The organism is Corynebacterium sp. 335C (assembly GCF_053525695.1).
In genome coordinates this window covers 330766-346991 of the sequence record NZ_JASTTB010000001.1, presented here as the reverse complement: position 1 = coordinate 346991, position 16226 = coordinate 330766, and the positions used below count along the sequence as shown (strand labels likewise).

General features: G+C 74.9%; 14 protein-coding genes. 8 read left to right on the top strand and 6 right to left on the bottom strand.

The window, feature by feature from the left end:
- The first annotated feature begins 51 nt into the window (after nucleotides 1-51).
- The 3 genes from miaA (at nucleotide 52) to QQS41_RS01510 (ending at nucleotide 2717) form a co-directional block, all read left to right on the top strand.
- Nucleotides 52-960, top strand: coding sequence for a tRNA (adenosine(37)-N6)-dimethylallyltransferase MiaA (miaA, locus tag QQS41_RS01520; protein ID WP_448851932.1), 909 nt, complete (start codon nucleotides 52-54; stop codon nucleotides 958-960).
- A gap of 113 nt (nucleotides 961-1073) precedes the next feature.
- Complete coding sequence (gene dapF / locus QQS41_RS01515) at nucleotides 1074-1970, top strand: diaminopimelate epimerase (protein WP_448850937.1); 897 nt, start codon at nucleotides 1074-1076, stop codon at nucleotides 1968-1970.
- Between the two features lie 66 nt (nucleotides 1971-2036).
- Nucleotides 2037-2717: a DsbA family oxidoreductase gene (locus tag QQS41_RS01510; protein WP_448850936.1), complete on the top strand. Its 681-nt coding sequence runs from the start codon at nucleotides 2037-2039 to the stop codon at nucleotides 2715-2717.
- A gap of 158 nt (nucleotides 2718-2875) precedes the next feature.
- Here QQS41_RS01510 and QQS41_RS01505 read toward each other — a convergent pair whose 3' ends face one another.
- Nucleotides 2876-3646 carry a hypothetical protein gene (locus tag QQS41_RS01505; RefSeq protein WP_448850935.1) on the bottom strand — a complete coding sequence of 257 codons (771 nt, stop codon included), beginning with the start codon at nucleotides 3644-3646 and terminating at the stop codon, nucleotides 2876-2878.
- A gap of 249 nt (nucleotides 3647-3895) precedes the next feature.
- Here QQS41_RS01505 and hflX point away from each other — a divergent pair, with 249 nt between their 5' ends.
- The 3 genes from hflX (at nucleotide 3896) to QQS41_RS01490 (ending at nucleotide 8202) form a co-directional block, all read left to right on the top strand.
- Entirely contained in the window at nucleotides 3896-5491 is a 1596-nt protein-coding gene (gene hflX, locus QQS41_RS01500) for a GTPase HflX (protein ID WP_448850934.1), read from the top strand.
- Between the two features lie 132 nt (nucleotides 5492-5623).
- The gene (locus QQS41_RS01495; RefSeq protein WP_448850933.1) at nucleotides 5624-6958 is read left to right on the top strand and encodes a uracil-xanthine permease family protein; all 1335 of its coding nucleotides are present in this window, start codon (nucleotides 5624-5626) and stop codon (nucleotides 6956-6958) included.
- 50 nt (nucleotides 6959-7008) lie between these two features.
- Nucleotides 7009-8202: an SLC13 family permease gene (locus QQS41_RS01490; RefSeq protein ID WP_448850932.1), complete on the top strand. Its 1194-nt coding sequence runs from the start codon at nucleotides 7009-7011 to the stop codon at nucleotides 8200-8202.
- A 166-nt stretch (nucleotides 8203-8368) separates the two neighbouring features.
- Here the strand turns inward: QQS41_RS01490 and QQS41_RS01485 are convergent, their stop codons facing one another.
- From QQS41_RS01485 to QQS41_RS01470, 4 genes are all read right to left on the bottom strand, one after another.
- Nucleotides 8369-8644 carry an HPr family phosphocarrier protein gene (locus QQS41_RS01485; protein WP_448850931.1) on the bottom strand — a complete coding sequence of 92 codons (276 nt, stop codon included), beginning with the start codon at nucleotides 8642-8644 and terminating at the stop codon, nucleotides 8369-8371.
- Nucleotides 8645-8728: 84 nt separating this feature from the next.
- Nucleotides 8729-10816, bottom strand: a complete 2088-nt coding sequence (locus QQS41_RS01480; protein ID WP_448850930.1) for a PTS fructose transporter subunit IIABC — start codon at nucleotides 10814-10816, stop codon at nucleotides 8729-8731.
- Nucleotides 10817-10953: 137 nt separating this feature from the next.
- Nucleotides 10954-11937 (bottom strand): 1-phosphofructokinase family hexose kinase, encoded by a 984-nt coding sequence (locus QQS41_RS01475; protein WP_448850929.1) that lies wholly within the window; start codon nucleotides 11935-11937, stop codon nucleotides 10954-10956.
- On the bottom strand, nucleotides 11934-12713 hold the full coding sequence (locus QQS41_RS01470) for a DeoR/GlpR family DNA-binding transcription regulator (RefSeq protein WP_448850928.1): 780 nt from the start codon (nucleotides 12711-12713) through the stop codon (nucleotides 11934-11936). The genes QQS41_RS01475 and QQS41_RS01470 overlap by 4 nt, the downstream gene beginning before the upstream one ends.
- A gap of 217 nt (nucleotides 12714-12930) precedes the next feature.
- On the opposite strand from QQS41_RS01470, the gene ptsP reads away from it, so the two are divergent.
- Nucleotides 12931-14613: a phosphoenolpyruvate--protein phosphotransferase gene (ptsP, locus tag QQS41_RS01465; protein WP_448850927.1), complete on the top strand. Its 1683-nt coding sequence runs from the start codon at nucleotides 12931-12933 to the stop codon at nucleotides 14611-14613.
- A gap of 73 nt (nucleotides 14614-14686) precedes the next feature.
- On the opposite strand, the gene lexA is transcribed toward ptsP, so the two are convergent.
- A complete protein-coding gene (gene lexA, locus QQS41_RS01460) occupies nucleotides 14687-15436 on the bottom strand; it encodes a transcriptional repressor LexA (RefSeq protein ID WP_448850926.1) in 750 nt (249 codons plus the stop codon).
- Nucleotides 15437-16021: 585 nt separating this feature from the next.
- Between lexA and QQS41_RS01455 the strand changes: the two genes are divergently transcribed.
- The gene (locus QQS41_RS01455) at nucleotides 16022-16213 is read left to right on the top strand and encodes a hypothetical protein (protein WP_448850925.1); all 192 of its coding nucleotides are present in this window, start codon (nucleotides 16022-16024) and stop codon (nucleotides 16211-16213) included.
- The last annotated feature ends 13 nt before the right edge of the window (nucleotides 16214-16226 follow it).

The following is a 16226-nucleotide window of genomic DNA, read 5'->3' as shown; positions in this document are numbered from 1 at the left end:
GTGAACCCCTCGGCGCGTGGCGTGGCCGCGGGCCGGTCCGCGGAGGGCCCGGTGCCCGTCGCCGTCGTCGGCCCGACCGCGTCCGGCAAGTCCGACCTGGGCCTGGCGCTGGCGGAGGTGCTGGACGGGGAGATCGTCAACGTCGACTCGATGCAGCTCTACCGGGGCATGGACATCGGCACCGCGAAGCTGACGGTGGAGGAGCGGCGCGGCATCCCGCACCACCAGCTCGACGTCCTGGACGTCACGCAGCCGGCGTCCGTCGCGACGTACCAGGAGGCGGCGGTCGCCGACGTCGAGGCGATCCGCGCCCGCGGGCGCACGCCCATTCTCGTCGGCGGCTCGATGCTCTACGTGCAGGCGCTGGTCGACGACTGGCGCTTCCCGCCGACCGACGCCGCCGTCCGCGCGAAGTGGGAGGCGGTGCAGGCCGACATCGGCGTCGAGGCGCTGCACCGCGTCCTGGAGGAGCGCGACCCGGCGGCCGCCGCCATCATCGAGGACCGCGACCCGCGCCGCATCGTCCGCGCCCTGGAGGTCATCGAGCTGACCGGCGAGCCGTTCGCCGCGTCGAAGCCGCCCATCGACGCCCCGCCGCGGTGGGGCGCCCGCATCCTCGGCCTGGCGACGGAGCAGCCGTGGCTGAATGACCGCATCGAGCGCCGCACCCGCCTCATGTTCGACCACGGCCTGGTGGAGGAGACGGAGCGGCTGTGCGGCGAGGGACTCCGCGACGGGGTGACCGCGCGCCGCGCCATCGGCTACGCGCAGGTGCTGGACATGTTCGACGGCGTGCTCACACCGGAGGAGGCGCTGGACCGCACCATCACGGGCACCCGCCGCTACGTCCGCCGCCAGCGGTCGTGGTTCCGCCGGGACCCGCGCGTGCGGTGGATTCCCGCCGATGCCGCGGACGTCGCGGGCGAGGCGCTGCGCGCGCTGGAGAACTCCGGGGAGTGACCGCCGGGCGCCGGGCGGGCCGTGCCGCCCCGCGCATCCCCCGCAGGCGCCGCCCCGGACGGGCGATGCCGCTCCGGACGGGCGACGCCGCCCCGCGCGGTAGCATCGCCGCCATGCAGCAGACCATCACGTTCCTCAAGGGCCACGGCACCGGCAACGACTTCGTCATCCTGCCGGACGAGAACGCGGGGCTCCCGCTCGACGCGGAGCTCGTCGCGAAGCTCTGCCACCGACGCTTCGGCATCGGCGCCGACGGCGTCCTGCGCGTCGCCCGCGCCTCCGCGCTCGTCGACGCCGGCGTCCTGGACGCCCTGCCGGACGGCGTCGAGGGCGGCGACTGGTTCATGGACTACTACAACGCCGACGGGTCGGTCGCGGAGATGTGCGGCAACGGCGTCCGCGTCTTCGCCCACTACGTCGCCTCCCGCGGGCTGGCCGACGGCCCGGAGCTGCGCGTCGGCACCCGCGCCGGCCTGCGCCCCGTCACCGTCTCCGAGGTCGGGGAGCGCCACGCCACCGTCACCGTCGGCATGGGCGAGGTCACGGTCCTCGGCGCCGCCTCGGCCCGCGTCGGCGGGGCCATGGTCGGCGGCGTCGGCGTCGACGTCGGCAACCCCCACCTGGCCTGCGTGCTGCCGGACGCCGACGCGGGGACCATCGCGGGGCTCGCGCTCGGCGGCCCGGAGACCGTCGAGGGGCCGGAGGACATGTTCCCCGCCGGCCTGAACCTGGAGCTGCTGACGCCGCTGCGCGACGGCGCCGTCGACATGCGCGTCATCGAGCGCGGCGTCGGCGAGACGATGTCGTGCGGCACCGGCACCGTCGCCTCCGCGGTCGCGGCGCTGGCCGACGCCGGGGAGGTCGCCGGTTCGGTGACGGTGCGCGTGCCGGGCGGGGAGGTCGTCGTCACGCTCGACGGCGAGGGCGGCGCGACGCTCACCGGGCCGTCGGCCATCCACTCCGAGGGCGCCGTCGACCCGGCGGCTCTGCAGGCCCCGCCGGCGCGCTGACGCATCACTCGGTGCCCTGACCTGCACCGCGGCGGGCGGGTCCGGGGCGCCGGTACGCTGGCGGCCATGCGCATCGACGTCTGGTCCGACATCTCCTGCCCCTTCTGCCGCATCGGCCTGACCAACCTGGCCGCGGCGCTGAAGGACTTCGAGCACGCCGGCGAGGTCACCGTCGCGCTGCACGCGTTCCTGCTGCAGTCCGACCTCGAGGGCCCGGTCACCGACCGGCCGTACGCCCAGTGGCTGGCGGTGCACAAGAGCGTCGCCCCGTCGGACGTGGAGGAGATGTTCGCGAACATCTCCGGCATCGGCGAGGGCATCGGCCTCGGCTTCGACTGGGACTCCGTCGTCGCCGCCCCGACCGGCGACGCCCACCGCCTGGTGTACCTCGCCCACGACGTGGACGCGGACAACGGGACGGCCACCGGCGCCGACCCGCTGGCGCTGCGCGTCCACCTGGCGCTGCACCGCGCCTACTTCGAGGAGGGCCGCGACATCTCCGACCGCTCCGTCCTGACGGAGATCGGCGTGGAATGCGGCATCCCCGCCGACCGCGTCGAGGACCTCTACGCGGCCGGCCGGCACGACGAGGTCGTCACCGCCGACTTCGCCACCGGCATGCAGATGGGCCTGCAGGGCGTGCCCGCCTTCGTCTTCGACGGGAAGTACCTGGTGCAGGGCGCCCAGCCGGCCGAGGTCATGGCCCAGGCGCTGCAGACCTCGTGGGAGGGCCCGGAGGAGCAGTAGCGGCCGGCGCGTCGTCCGCGTGACGATGGCCCCCGCAAACGGCGACGGCGCCCGGCCGGCCCCTCGTGAAGGGGCCGGCCGGGCGCCGTCGCCATGCGCGCATCCTGCGGGCGCGCATCCTGCGGGCGCGCATCCCGCGGCGCGAGCGCGCGGGCGGGCTAGTGGCAGCCGCAGGAGCCGGAGCCGCAGCCCCCGCCGTCGCCGCCGCAGCCGGCGGGCGCCATGACCTCGCCGACCATCATGAAGTCGCCGCTGACGACGGTGCCGGGCGCGGGCTCCGGCTCGACGTCGCCGGGCAGGGTGACGTCCATCGGCACCGGGGCATTCAGGTGGACGACCCAGAACTCGTCGCCGGTCAGGGAGTTGACGCGGCGCTCGGAGGACCGCACGACGCCGGAAAGCTCCGCGGAGGCGTCCGGCTGGCCGGAGGACTCGCCCGGGTGGAGGATCGGCGCGGCGCCGGTGGAGTAGAAGCGGCCCGGGCGGCGGCCCATCCGCTCCTCGTAGTCCTCGGCGGTCTCGAAGACCCGCACGGACAGGGCCAGGGCGGTGAGCGACACCGTCTCGAAGGACAGGGTCGGCTCGTCGACGATCATCGGGCCCTGCGCGAGGTTGCAGGTCAGCGACGTCAGCGGCTTCTCGTAGGTCGGCGACGTGGGCACGTCGTCGACGACGTCGATGAGCGCCAGCACGTCGTTGACCGGGCTGACGTGGCCCGTCAGGCGCGACTGCCCGGCGAAGCCGGCGTAGGTGGAGAACGGCTCGACGCCCAGGATGAGCAGCTGGGCGCCCGACGGGTCCTCGAAGCGGACCAGCTGCCCGCCGCGGACCTCGCCGAAGACCGAGAGGTCGTCGCTGCCGATGGCGGCCTCGATGGCGTCCTGCCACGTGTCGAAGCCGAGGCCGATGCTCTGCAGATCGGAATTCATGCGGCCAGTGTAACCGGGGCCCGGACATGATCCGGGAGGTGCCCCGGGTGCCGGGAGGGGCATCCGCGGCACGAGCGCGACGACGGCACGGGGTGCGCGCGGCTGCGGCGCCGCGGCGTGCGCGGCGTCGGCCCGGTGCCCGCGCGACGACGGTGCGGGGCCCGCGTGACGACGGCCCGGGGCCATCGCGGCGCCCGCACCGGCCCGGACGCGGCCGGGGCCGCGCGGCGTGGAACAATGGTCCGCAACATGACTGACATCCACGATGATCTCCCCGCCGGCGACGTCCCGGCGGACGACGCCGCCGGCCGCGGCGACCGCATCCCGTCCGACTCCGCCGCCGACCGCGCGGCGGGTCTTCCGGGGGACCCCGGCCACGACTCCGCCTACGACGCAGGCTTTGACGCCGCCCCCACGACGGGCGACCTGGACCTCGAGGCCCGCTCCTCCCTGCGCCGCCTGACCCGCACCGCGCAGCACACCACCGAGCAGGACGACGGCTACGAGGTCGAGTACCGCAAGCTGCGCCTGGAACGCGTCGTCCTCGTCGGCGTGTGGACCGAGGGCACCGCCGCCGAGGCCGAGGCGAACATGGACGAGCTCGCCGCGCTGGCGGAGACCGCCGGCTCCGAGGTGCTGGAGGCGGTGCTGCAGCGCCGCGACAAGCCCGACCCCGGCACCTACGTCGGCTCCGGCAAGGTCTCCGAGCTGAAGGACATCGTCGACGCCACCGGCGCCGACACCGTCATCTGCGACGGCGAGCTGTCGCCCGGCCAGCTCGTGGCGCTGGAGAACGCGCTCAACGTCAAGGTCATCGACCGGACCATGCTCATCCTCGACATCTTCGCCCAGCACGCGAAGTCGAAGGAGGGCAAGGCGCAGGTGTCGCTGGCGCAGATGGAGTACCTCATCACCCGCCTGCGCGGCTGGGGCCAGTCCCTGTCCCGCCAGGCCGGCGGCCGCGCCGGCTCCAACGGCGGCGTGGGCCTGCGCGGCCCCGGCGAGACGAAGATCGAGACCGACCGCCGCCGCCTGCGCCAGGACATGGCGCGCATCCGCCGCGAGCTGAAGGGCATGACCGCCTCCCGCGAGGTCAAGCGCGCCCGCCGCCGCGCCGGCAACCTGCCGCGCATCGCCATCGCCGGCTACACCAACGCCGGCAAGTCGTCGCTGCTCAACGCGCTGACCGACGCGGGCGTGCTGGTGGAGGACGCCCTGTTCGCCACCCTCGACCCGACGACGCGCCGCGCGAAGCTCCGCGACGGCCGCACGGTCATCATGACCGACACCGTCGGCTTCGTCCGCCACCTGCCGACGCAGCTGGTCGAGGCGTTCCGGTCGACGCTGGAGGAGGTCGTCGAGGCCGACCTCATCCTCCACGTCGTCGACGGCTCCGACCCGTTCCCGCTGGAGCAGATCCGCGCCGTCAACACCGTCATCGCCGGCGTCCTCGAGGAGACGGGGGCGGAGGCGCCGCCGGAGATCCTCGTCGTCAACAAGGTCGACCGCGCCCAGCCGGGCACCGTCGAGTCCCTGCGCTACGCCCTCGACGACGTGGTGTTCACCTCCGCGGCGACGGGCGAGGGCATCGAGGAGCTGCAGACCCGCGTGGAGCTGGCCCTCAACGCCATGGATGCCCACGTCCGCCTGCTCATCCCGTACGACCGCGGCGACGTCGTCAGCCGCCTGCACGAGGAGGCGACGGTCCTGTCGGAGGAGTGGACCGGCGAGGGCGCGCTGATGGAGGTCCGCGTGCCCGGCAACGTCGCCGAGGAGCTCGCCGCGTTCGCCGTCGACGACGGGGACGCCGACGACCTCGGAGCCGGCGCGGCCGCGGGGGAGTAGCCCGCCGCGCGTCGTCCGCGCCGCGCGGGTCCCGTCGTCACGCGCACCCCGCACCACCCGCGCGGCGGCGCACCGCGCGAACCCCGCGACCCGCACGCGGAAACCGCCTCCCGGGCGGTAGCATGACGGTCCGTGACGAATTCCACGGGAACCCCGCCCGAGACCACGAACGACCGGGGCGGCCGCCTCTTCGGCTGGACCGTCCACGGCGACGGCCGCCGCATCGCCCCCGGCGCCGTCGTCGCCCCGGAGGAGCGCCTGGACTGGCCGCGCACCATCGGCATCGGCATGCAGCACGTCATCGCCATGTTCGGCGCGACGCTGCTGGTGCCGCTGCTGACCGGCTTCCCGGTGAACACGACGCTGCTGTTCTCCGGCATCGGCACCATCCTGTTCCTGCTCATCACGCGCAACCGCCTGCCCTCCTACCTGGGCTCGTCGTTCGCGTTCATCGCCCCGCTGACCGCGACGCAGGCCGACGGCCTCGGCGCCCAGTCCGCGGTGGTCATCTCCGCGGGCATCGTGCTGGCGCTGGTCGGCGTCGTCGTCAAGATCGCCGGCCGTCGCATCCTCGACGCGGTCATGCCGCCGGCCGTCACGGGCGCGATCGTCGCGCTCATCGGCTTCAACCTCGCCCCCGCGGCGACCGACAACTTCGCCTCCCAGCCGCTGGTCGCGTTCATCACGATGGCGGCCATCATCCTGGCCACCGTCGCCGGACGCGGCATGGTCTCCCGCCTCGGCGTCCTCATCGGCGTCGTCGTCGGCTGGATCTTCGCGACGCTGACCGGCAACCTCGACCCCGCCGCGACCCGGACCCTGGAGGCGTCGCCGTGGATCGGCCTGCCGCAGTTCCACGCCCCGGAGTTCCACCTCAACGCCGTGCTCATCGGCCTGCCGGTCATCGTCGTGCTCATCGCGGAGAACGTCGGCCACGTCAAGGCCGTGTCCTCGATGACGGGCCGCGACCTCGACGACCTGGCGGGCGACGCGCTCATCGCCGACGGCCTGGCCACCACGCTGGCCGGCGGCGCCGGCGGCTCCGGCACCACCACCTACGCGGAGAACATCGGCGTCATGGCCGCCACCCGCGTCTACTCCACGGCCGCCTACTGGGTCGCCGCGCTGACCGCCATCTGCCTGGCGTTCGTGCCGAAGTTCGGCGCGCTCATCCTCACCATCCCCACCGGCGTGCTCGGCGGCGCGACCATCGTCCTGTACGGCCTCATCGGCATGCTGGGCGTGCGCATCTGGATGGACGCGAAGGTCGACTTCAACAACCCCGTGAACCTCGTCGCCGCGGCGACCGCGCTCATCGCCGGCATCGGCAACCTGACGCTGAACATCGGGTCGCTGACGCTGGAGGGCATCGCGTGGGGCTCGGTCGGCATCATCGTCGGCTACCCGATCCTCATGTGGCTCTACCGCACCCTCGGCGAGGGCCGCGACTCCTCCGTCCGGTCCTGACCCGGGCCCGGCCCCGCCCCCCCCCGGAACGCGAAACCCGGACCATCGCCGTGCCCCTTCGCCTGCTCGTCCCCGCCGCCGCGCTCGCCGCGGCGGCGCTGGCGATCGCGGAGCCGTCCGCGCTGGGGCCGCTGGCGGTGCGGCTGTCGGGGATCCTCGTGTTCCTCGCCGCGGTGTCCGCGACGGTGAACCTCGCGGCGGCCGCCGGCGCGTTCACGGCGCTGGCCGACGGGGCGACGCGGCTGCTCGGCGGCCGCGCCGTCCCGACGTGGCTCGCCGTGGTCGCGCTCGCCGCCGTGTCCACGGCGTTCCTGTCCCTGGACACCGCGGCGGTGATGGTGACGCCGCTGGCCGTCGCGATGGCCCGCCGCGCCGGTCTGCCCGTCATGGCCACCGGCCTCGCGGTCGCGTGGATCGCCAACGCCGGGTCGCTGTTCCTGCCGGTATCCAACCTCACCAACCTGCTCGCGGGCTCCCTCGGGGTGCTGCCGACCACCGGCGCGCATCTGCGCGTGCTGTGGCCGCCCGCGACCGCCGCGCTGCTCGCCGTCGTCGCCTACGCCGCCGCGGTCGCGTGGTGCGCCCGTTCGCGTGACGACGCCCCCCGCTCCGGCACCGGACCCGGCCCCGGCGGCGCCGCCGCCGGGCCCGCCCCGCGGCGGGGGCTGGCCGGGCCGTCGCTCGCCGTCCTCGCGGTGCTCGTGCCCGTCCTGGCCTCCCCGGTGCCGTACTGGGCGTCGACGACGGTCGCCGCGCTCGTGCTCGTCGCGCTCTTCGCCGTCCGGTCCCCGGAGGACCTGTCGCCGTCCCTCGTGCCCTGGGGAGCGGTCGCGCTGACGGTGGGGCTGTGCTGCCTGGCGGAGCTGGTCCACGCCGCCGGAGGCGCCGGCCTGGTCCGCGGGCTGCTCGGCCCGGCCGCCGCGTCGGGGGAGCCGTGGGGCGCGGCCGCCGTCGCCGCCGCCGGCGCGGTCGCCGCGAACCTGGTCAACAACCTGCCCGCCTACCTGCTGCTGGAGCCCGTCGCCGGCGCCGCCGGGGCCCAAGCGGCATCGGCGCTCGGCGCTCTGCTGGTCGGCGTCAACGCCGGGCCCATGATCGCCCCCTGGGCGTCGCTGGCGACCATCCTGTGGGCCGACCAGATGCGCCGCAGCGGGGAGACCGTCCGGTGGGGCACCTGGGCGCGCCACGGCCTCGTCGTCGCGCCCCTGGCCGTGCTGCCCGCGGCGCTGCTGCTCGGCGCCTGAGCCGGGGCGGGAGGCGTCGTCACGCGCCACGCGGGGGACGGCGCGACCCTGCACTCGCGCGCACCGGGCGACCCGCGCACCGCGGGCGAACCCCGGATACGACGGCGGCGGGCGCCCCGGGGACCGTTTCCGTCCCGGGGCGCCCGCCGTGCGGGGCGCGTCGCGCCTACTCCTCGTCGAGGTTGCTCTCCACCAGCGCCGCGATGCGCTCGACGGCCTCGGCGTCGTCGGAGGAGACCGTGACCTGGTCGCCGTACTCGGCGCCCAGCGCCATGATCATCAGGGAGCTGGCGGCGTCGGCCGGCTCGAGGTCGTCATCGTCGGCGTCGACGAGCTCGATGAGGATCTCCTCGTCGAACTCGGCGGCGGCCTCGGAGATGAGGGTGGCCGGGCGGGCGTGCAGCCCGACGGTGGAGCCTACGGTGACGGTCTTGGAGGCCATGTGCGGCGGTCCTTTCTCGGATTCGCTTCTGCGGTGCGCGCGCCGCGTCCCGGGTCGGGCTCGGTGCGCGTCGTCACGCCGATCCTACGCGGAAGCCGGCTGCGGCGCCGCCGCCTCCGCGCCCTCCGGGGACGCCCCGGCACCGCGGCGCCAGAAGGCCTTCAGCAGGCAGACGCACACCGCCGCGACGACCATGCCGGCGACGATGGACGCCAGCCAGCCCAGCGGATTGTCGATGGCGAACAGCACGAACACGCCGCCGTGCGGGGCACGCGACCCGGCGCCCAGCGCCATGGACAGCGCGCCCGTGACCGCGCCGCCGGCCATCATCGACGGGATGACGCGCAGCGGATCCGCCGCCGCGAACGGGATGGCGCCCTCGGAGATGAACGACAGGCCCAGCAGCCAGCCCGCCTTGCCGTTCTCCCGCTCGGCGGTGGTGAACAGCTTCGGGCGGACGGCGGAGGCCAGCGCCAGCGCCAGCGGCGGCACCATGCCCGCCGCCATCACCGCGGCCATCACCTTCATGGACGCCTCGTCGCCCGTCGACAGGCCCGCGGTGGCGAACAGGTACGCCGCCTTGTTCACCGGCCCGCCGAGATCCAGGCACATCATCAGGCCCACGATGACGCCCAGCAGCACCGCCGACGTGCCGGACATGCCGGACAGCCAGTCCTGCAGGCCCGTCATCAGCGCCGTCAGCGGGCGGCCGAGGAACAGGTACATCAGCAGGCCGACGCCCAGCGACGCCAGCAGCGGGATGATGACCACCGGCATCAGCGACGCCAGCCACCGCGGCACGGACAGCGACGCCAGCCCCAGGGCGATGAGGCCGGCGACAATGCCGGTGACCAGGCCGCCGAGGAAGCCCGCGCCGATGGCCACCGAGATGGCGCCGCCGATGAAGCCCGGCGCGATTCCGGGCCGGCCCGCCAGGCCGAAGGCGATGAACGCCGACAGCACCGGGACGATGACGCCCATGCCGAAGTTGCCCGTCGCGAACAGGATCGAACCGAGGTACAGCATCAGCCCGGACGTGTCGACGGTCTGCATCGCGCCGTCGACCTCGAACTCCGTGCCGTGCGGCAGGTTCCACAGCGCGAAGTTCTGCGCCACGTGCGCGGCGACGGCGTTGACCTGGAAGCCGCCGAGCAGGAAGCCCAGGGCTATCAGCAGGCCGGCCGCGGCGACGAACGGGACCATGTAGCTCACGCCCGTCATCACCGCCTGGCGGATGCGAGTGCCCCAGCCGAGGGAGCCTCCGGCCGCGGCGGCGCCCTCGCCGCCGGAGCCGCCGTCGGGCGAGCCCGCGACGCGCTTCGCGTTCGGGTCGCAGGCGGCCGCGACGGCCTCCTCGATCATCTGCGCGGGCTCGTTGATGCCGCGCTTGACGCCGGACTCCACGACGGGCTTGCCCGCGAAGCGGGCCCGATCGCGCACGCCGATGTCGGTGGCGAAGATGACGGCGTGGGCCGCCGCGATGACCTCCGGATCCAGAGACTTGTTGGAGGACGAGCCCTGCGTCTCCACGGCGATCTCGACGCCGTCGCGCTTGGCGCCGGCGTCCGCCAGGGCGTCGGCGGCCATGTACGTGTGGGCGACGCCGGTCGGGCAGGCGGTCACGGCGACGAGCCGGACCAGCTTCCCCGCGTGCCCCGCGTCGACGGGCGTCGCGGCCGCGTCCGCCGGGGCCGTCTTCTTCGACGGCGCCTTCTTCGCGGCCAGGCGCTGCCCGACGGCGTCGACGACCTCCTGCGGCGTCTCCGCCCCGCGCAGCGCCGCCCGGAAGTCGGATTTGATGAGCGCGCGGGCCAGCTTCGACAGGATGGTCAGGTGCTCCTTGCCGCCGCCCTCGGGGGCCGCGATGAGGAACACCAGGTCGGCCGGGCCGTCGGGCCCTCCGAAGTCGACCGGATCCGACAGGCGGGCGAACGCCAGCGTCGGCGCGTCGACCGCGGCGGTGCGGCAGTGGGGGATGGCGACGCCGCCGGGCACGCCCGTGCCCGACTTCTCCTCGCGGGCGGCGGCGTCGGCCGTCAGCGTGTCCGGGTCGGCGGTCCGGCCGGCGCCGGCGACGGCCCCGGCGAGCGTGCGGATGACGTCGCGGGGCGCGGTGCCCGCGGAGACGTCCAGGCGGACCAGGTCGGCGGTGATGACGTCCTGCTGGGACATCGGGGTCTCCTCGTGTGGTGCGTCGTGGTGGTGCGTCGGCGGGGACGCCAGCCGGCGGTGGGATGGTCGGGGTGATCGTGGGCTGCGATGGACGGGCCACGCGGGGCCGTCGTGCGGCCGCCGCGCGGGGCCCGTCGTCACGCGTCGAGGACGGTGACCTCCGCCTGCTCGGGGTGCGCCTGCTCCGGCCGCGGCGGGGTCGTGCCGGGCAGGGCGGTGGCGGCGGCGCCGTAGGCGACGGCGCGGCGCAGGCAGTCGGCGTGGTCGGCGCCCTCGTCGCGGGCCAGGATGTACCCGGCCAGCGCGGAGTCGCCGGCGCCGACGGTGGACAGGGGCGTGATGCGCGGCGAGGTGGAGTGCAGCACGGGCCCGCCGGCGATGGACAGGATGGCGCCGGCCGGGCCGAGCGTGATGAGCAACTCCTTCAGACCGCGGGCGTTGACCTCGCGGGCGGCGGCGACGACGCCGGAGAAGTCCCCGGCGGCGGCGCGCTCCTCCAGCTCCGCGCCGTCGACTCCGGCGAGCTGGCCGAGCTCCACGCCGTTGGGCTTCAGCAGGTCGGGCAGGCCGGACGCGTCCCCGGAGGCCAGGGCCGCGCCGATGGCGCGCAGCGGCGCATCGGAGGTGTCGACGGCGATGCGCGCCCCGGGGGCGGAGTGCCGGACGATGCGGCAGGCGTCGACGTAGAACTCCGGCGGCACGCCCGGGGGCAGGGAGCCGGCGAGGACGACCCAGCGCGAGTCGCCCGCGAAGCGGCACAGGTAGTCCAGGCAGCGGCGGATCTGCGGCTCGGTGAGCTCCGGGCCGGGGGTGTTGAGCTTCGTCGTGGTGCCGTCGGACTCCACGATGGTGAGGTTCACGCGGGCCTCGTCGTCGGTGGCGATGGCGCGGTGGGGCAGCCCCGCGTCGCGCACCAGACGGGTGAACCGGCCGGACCGGGAGGCGGGGTAGAGCGCCATCGTCGTGCGCCCGGCCAGGTGGGCGGCGCCCGCGACGTTGATCCCCTTGCCGCCCGCGACGTCCTCCGGGTCGGACAGGCGGTAGACGCCTCCGCGCTCCAGCGGCTGGGTGACGGTGCAGGTCCGGTCGATGGACGGGTTCGCGGTGAGGGTCAGGATCACTGGGCGAGCACCACCTCGACGCCGCGCTCGCGCAGTTCCGCGACGAAGGCCTCCGGGGCGCCGGCGTCGGTGACGACGACGTCGACGTCCTCCAGCCGGGCGAAGCTGACCAGGAAGTCGCGGCCGAGCTTCGTGGAGTCGCACAGGACGACGACCTTGGAGGCGTTGGCGATCATCGCCCGCTTCACCGCCGCCTCCTGCGGGTCGGCGGTGGACAGGCCGTGGTCGAGGGTCAGGGCGTTGGAGCCGATGAACGCGACGTCGGCGCGCATGAGCGCCAGGGTGCGCAGCGCGGCGTCGCCGACGACGGCCTGGGTGACGGCGCGGACGGAGCCGCCGAGCAGCTGCAGCTCGACGTACGGGTTCGAGGCCAGCGTCAGGGCGCTGGGCAGGGAGTTCGTGACGACGGACCACAGGCGGGGGTGCTGGTTGGCGGCGATGAGCTTCGCCAGCGCCTCGGTGGTGGTGCCGGCGTCGAGGAAGACGCCGACGCCGGCCTCCGGCAGGTGCGCGATGGCGGCGCGGGCGATCGCGCGCTTGGCCTCGGACTGGGCGCCCTCGCGGTCCTCGACGGAGAACTCCATGGTCTGGAAGGCCTTGGCGGCGACGGCGCCGCCGTGGACGCGGTGGACGGCGCCCTCCGCGTCGAGCTGGGCGAGGTCGCGGCGGATGGTCTCCGCGGTGACCCCGAAGTTCTTCGCCAGCTCCGCCACCATGACGCGCCCCTCGACGGCGGTGAGCGACGCGATCTTCCTCCGGCGTTCCTCGGCGTACATCCTGTTCTCCCTGCCCGGATGCCCGTTCACCCGCGTTCGGCCATGCGGCGCGGGCGGGCGATGTCCGATTGTCGTGCTGTTCCCGCAGGCCGTCCCCGTCGATTATGCCCGAGGATGTGGGTTTGGGGGATGGGGATGTGGGGTTCGGGGGTGGCGGGTTCGGTAGGATTGGGGCATCCGCGCGCGGGCCGGCCGCGCGCCGAACGGAAGGCCGAAGATGGAGAAGACCGTGCTCACCGGCACCGGGGTGGTCCCGGGCGTGGCCTGCGCCCCCGCCGTCCGCGTCCGCCCCCGCCCGGAGCTGCCGGACGACGGCGACCGGATCGCCTCCGACGCCGTGGACGCGGAGGTGGAGCGCTTCCGCGGCGCGGCCGCGGCGGTGTCGGAGCGCCTGGCGACGCGCGCCGGCGAGGTCGAGGGCAACGCCGCCGAGGTGCTGCTGGCGACGTCGAAGCTGACGCTGGACCGCGGATGGCACCGCGCGGCGGTCAAGGAGATGAAGAACCTGGCGACGGCGGAGGTCGCCGTCGTCCGCGCCATCGAGAAGTTCACCGACATGTTCCGCGCCGCCGGCGGCGTGATGGCGGAGCGGTTGACCGACCTGGAGGACATCCGCGACCGCGTGCTCGCGGAGCTGCGGGGCCTGGAGGAGCCGGGGCTGCCGGGCGCGACCGTTCCCTCGGTTCTGCTTGCCGACGATCTCGCCCCGGCCGACACGGCGACGCTCGACCCGTCGGTCTTCGTGGCCCTGGTGACGGTGCTCGGCGGGCCGACGTCGCACACCGCGATCATCGCCCGCCAGCTGGGGGTGCCGTGCATCGTCGCCGTCGGTCCCGCGCTGCGGGAGGTGCCGGTGGGCGAGCGGGTGCTGGTCGACGGCGCCCTCGGCGTCGTGGAGGTCGCCCCGGACGAGGCGGAGGCCGCCGCCCGCGTAGCGGAGGCCGAGGAGGCGGCCAAGCGCATCGCCGCCTGGCGCGGCCCCGCCGCCACCGCCGACGGCCACCGCGTGCAGCTGCTCGCCAACGTCGGCGACGGCAACGCCGCCCGCGTCGCCGCCGAGGGCGGCGTGGCCGAGGGCGTGGGCCTGTTCCGCACGGAGCTGAGCTTCCTGTCCGCGGCCGCGGAGCCGACCGTCAAGGCGCAGGCGGAGCTCTACGCGAAGGTCCTGCGCACCTTCCCCGGGAAGAAGGTCGTGGTGCGCACCCTGGACGCGGGCTCCGACAAGCCGCTGGCGTTCGCGAACCTCGAGTCGGAGGAGAACCCGGCGCTCGGCGTGCGCGGCCTGCGCATCTCCCGCTCCGCGGCGGGCCTGATGGAGCGGCAGCTCACCGCCATCGCCGAGGCCGACGAGGCCGCCGGGCGCGGCGACGACGCCCCGACGTGGGTCATGGCGCCGATGGTCGCGACGCTGGAGGAGGCGCGCTGGTTCGCGGGCCTGTGCCGGGAGCGGGGCCTCACCCCGGGCGCGATGATCGAGGTGCCCGCGGCGGCGTTGATGAGCCACGAGCTGATGAAGGAGCTGGACTTCGTCTCCATCGGCACCAACGACCTCACGCAGTACGCGATGGCCGCCGACCGCCTGTCGCCGCACCTGGCGTACCTCACCGACCCGTGGCAGCCGGCGGTGCTCCGGCTCATCGACATGACCTGCCTGTCCGGCAAGGACGCGGGAACGCCGGTGGGCGTGTGCGGCGAGGCCGCCGCCGATCCGGTCCTGGCCTGCGTCCTGGTCGGCATGGGCGTGTCCTCGCTGTCGGCCGCGTCGACCGCCCTGCCGGGCGTCGGCGCGCAGCTGGCGGAGGTGACGCTGGAGCAGTGCCGGGCCGCCGCCCGCGCCGCCCTCGACGCCCCGGAGGCCGACGGCGCCCGCGCCGCCGCGCGCGAGGCGCTGGGCCTCTGACGCCGGCACCGCGCACGACGACGGGCCCCGGCCCTCCCGACGGGGAGGGCCGGGGCCCGCGGTGCACGGTGCGTCAGTAGCGGCGCAGGAGCGTGACGACGCGCCCCAGGATGATCGCGTCGTCGGCCGGGATCGGCTCGTAGGCGCTGTTGTGGGGGAGCAGGTAGTTGCCGGTGCTGTCCGGGGCCCACTCCTTCACCGTCGCCTCGCTCTCCAGCCCGTCCGGCATGGCGACGACGATGTCGCCGCGCTCCGCGGTCTCCTGCGCGCGGACGACGACGAAGTCGCCGTCGAACATGCCCGCGTCCTCCATCGAATCGCCCTGGACGCGCAGCATGAAGAACTCGTCGCCTGGGCCCAGCAGCTCCGGCGGCATGGCGAACGTGTCCTGCACGTCCTGCTCCGCGGTGATGGGGGAGCCGGCCGCGACGGCCCCGACGAGCGGGACGTAGGTCGGCGGCAGCACGTCGTCGCGCAGCGGCGTCACCGTCGCGGGCACCGGCTCCGGCGCCTCATCGGCCGCCGGCGCCGGGGCGGGCGCGGCCTTCGCGTCCTGCGCTTCCGCCTGGCCCTCCGGCCCGTTCTGCAGCGCGCGGACGTCGACCGCGCGCGGCTTGTGCGGGTCGCGCCGCAGGTAGCCCTTCGTCTCCAGGACCTTGAGCTGGTAGGCGACCGACGAGGTGGAGCTCAGCTCCACGGCGTCGCCGATCTCCCGGATGCTCGGGGCGTAGCCGCGCAGCATCACGGAATTGCGGATGAACTCCAGGATCTTCCGCTGCCGCTCGGTGAGCTGCTCGCGGCCGCCCTTCTTCTTCGGTGCCATGGTCGTCGTCTCGCGCCTTCCGGGTCTCGTCTCGTCGGCTCTCCCGTGAGACTGTACCGCATCCCCGTTCGAAGATGGGTACATCCGTTCGAAAAAATCCCCCCGAACATATGGACGATGTCGGGGCGGGGTGCTATAAATCGAACGTAGCAACGACGTTCGAACAGCCGTTCGTTCGAATCCCGGTCAGGGGACGCCCGGGATGCGGCGGCGGCGACCATGAAGGAGACCATCATGACCTCGACCGTGAACGGCGCACGGCCCACCTCGTCCACCTGGAACGACGGCGCGGTCCGCGCCATCGCGACGCGCCTCGACGCGCCCGCGGGACACGTCCCCGCCTACTCCCACCGTACCGCGGGAACCCGTTCGAACGGGGATGCCCCGTCGGCCCGCGTTCGACGGGACGTTCGACGGGCCGACCGCGCCCGCGGGCGCGCCGGAACCTCCACCAGGCCGCCCGGGGCGAGGGCGGGCGACGCGTCCATCCGTTCGAACGCGCCCCGACGCTCCGTCCGTCCGGCGGAGCGCCCCGCCGGCCGCCCGATCGCCGGCCGTGGCGCGGCGCCCCGCCCGGCGCTGCGCGTGTCCGCGGGCATGCCGGCGGCGGCCCGCCCCGTCGCGGGCATCCGCCGCTCCCTCCGCTCCGTCGCCGCGGCCGCGGGCATCGGCGTCTTCTGCGGCCTCGGCCTCGTGTGGGCCGCGGGCGGGGAGGAGCCGGCGCTGTCGGTGGAGGCCGTGCCGGCCGCCGCCGTCGTCGCCCCGGCCGCGGGCTAGGCCCCGCGGGGGC

What these genes read in the sequence shown, in the direction of transcription:
- dapF (WP_448850937.1), top strand. Translation starts at nt 1,074, where the DNA reads ATGCAGCAGACCATCACGTTCCTCAAGGGCCACGGCACCGGCAACGAC.
- QQS41_RS01510 (WP_448850936.1), top strand. Translation starts at nt 2,037, where the DNA reads ATGCGCATCGACGTCTGGTCCGACATCTCCTGCCCCTTCTGCCGCATC.
- QQS41_RS01505 (WP_448850935.1), bottom strand. Translation starts at nt 3,646, where the DNA reads ATGAATTCCGATCTGCAGAGCATCGGCCTCGGCTTCGACACGTGGCAG.
- hflX (WP_448850934.1), top strand. Translation starts at nt 3,896, where the DNA reads ATGACTGACATCCACGATGATCTCCCCGCCGGCGACGTCCCGGCGGAC.
- QQS41_RS01485 (WP_448850931.1), bottom strand. Translation starts at nt 8,644, where the DNA reads ATGGCCTCCAAGACCGTCACCGTAGGCTCCACCGTCGGGCTGCACGCC.
- QQS41_RS01480 (WP_448850930.1), bottom strand. Translation starts at nt 10,816, where the DNA reads ATGTCCCAGCAGGACGTCATCACCGCCGACCTGGTCCGCCTGGACGTC.
- QQS41_RS01470 (WP_448850928.1), bottom strand. Translation starts at nt 12,713, where the DNA reads ATGTACGCCGAGGAACGCCGGAGGAAGATCGCGTCGCTCACCGCCGTC.
- ptsP (WP_448850927.1), top strand. Translation starts at nt 12,931, where the DNA reads ATGGAGAAGACCGTGCTCACCGGCACCGGGGTGGTCCCGGGCGTGGCC.
- lexA (WP_448850926.1), bottom strand. Translation starts at nt 15,436, where the DNA reads ATGGCACCGAAGAAGAAGGGCGGCCGCGAGCAGCTCACCGAGCGGCAG.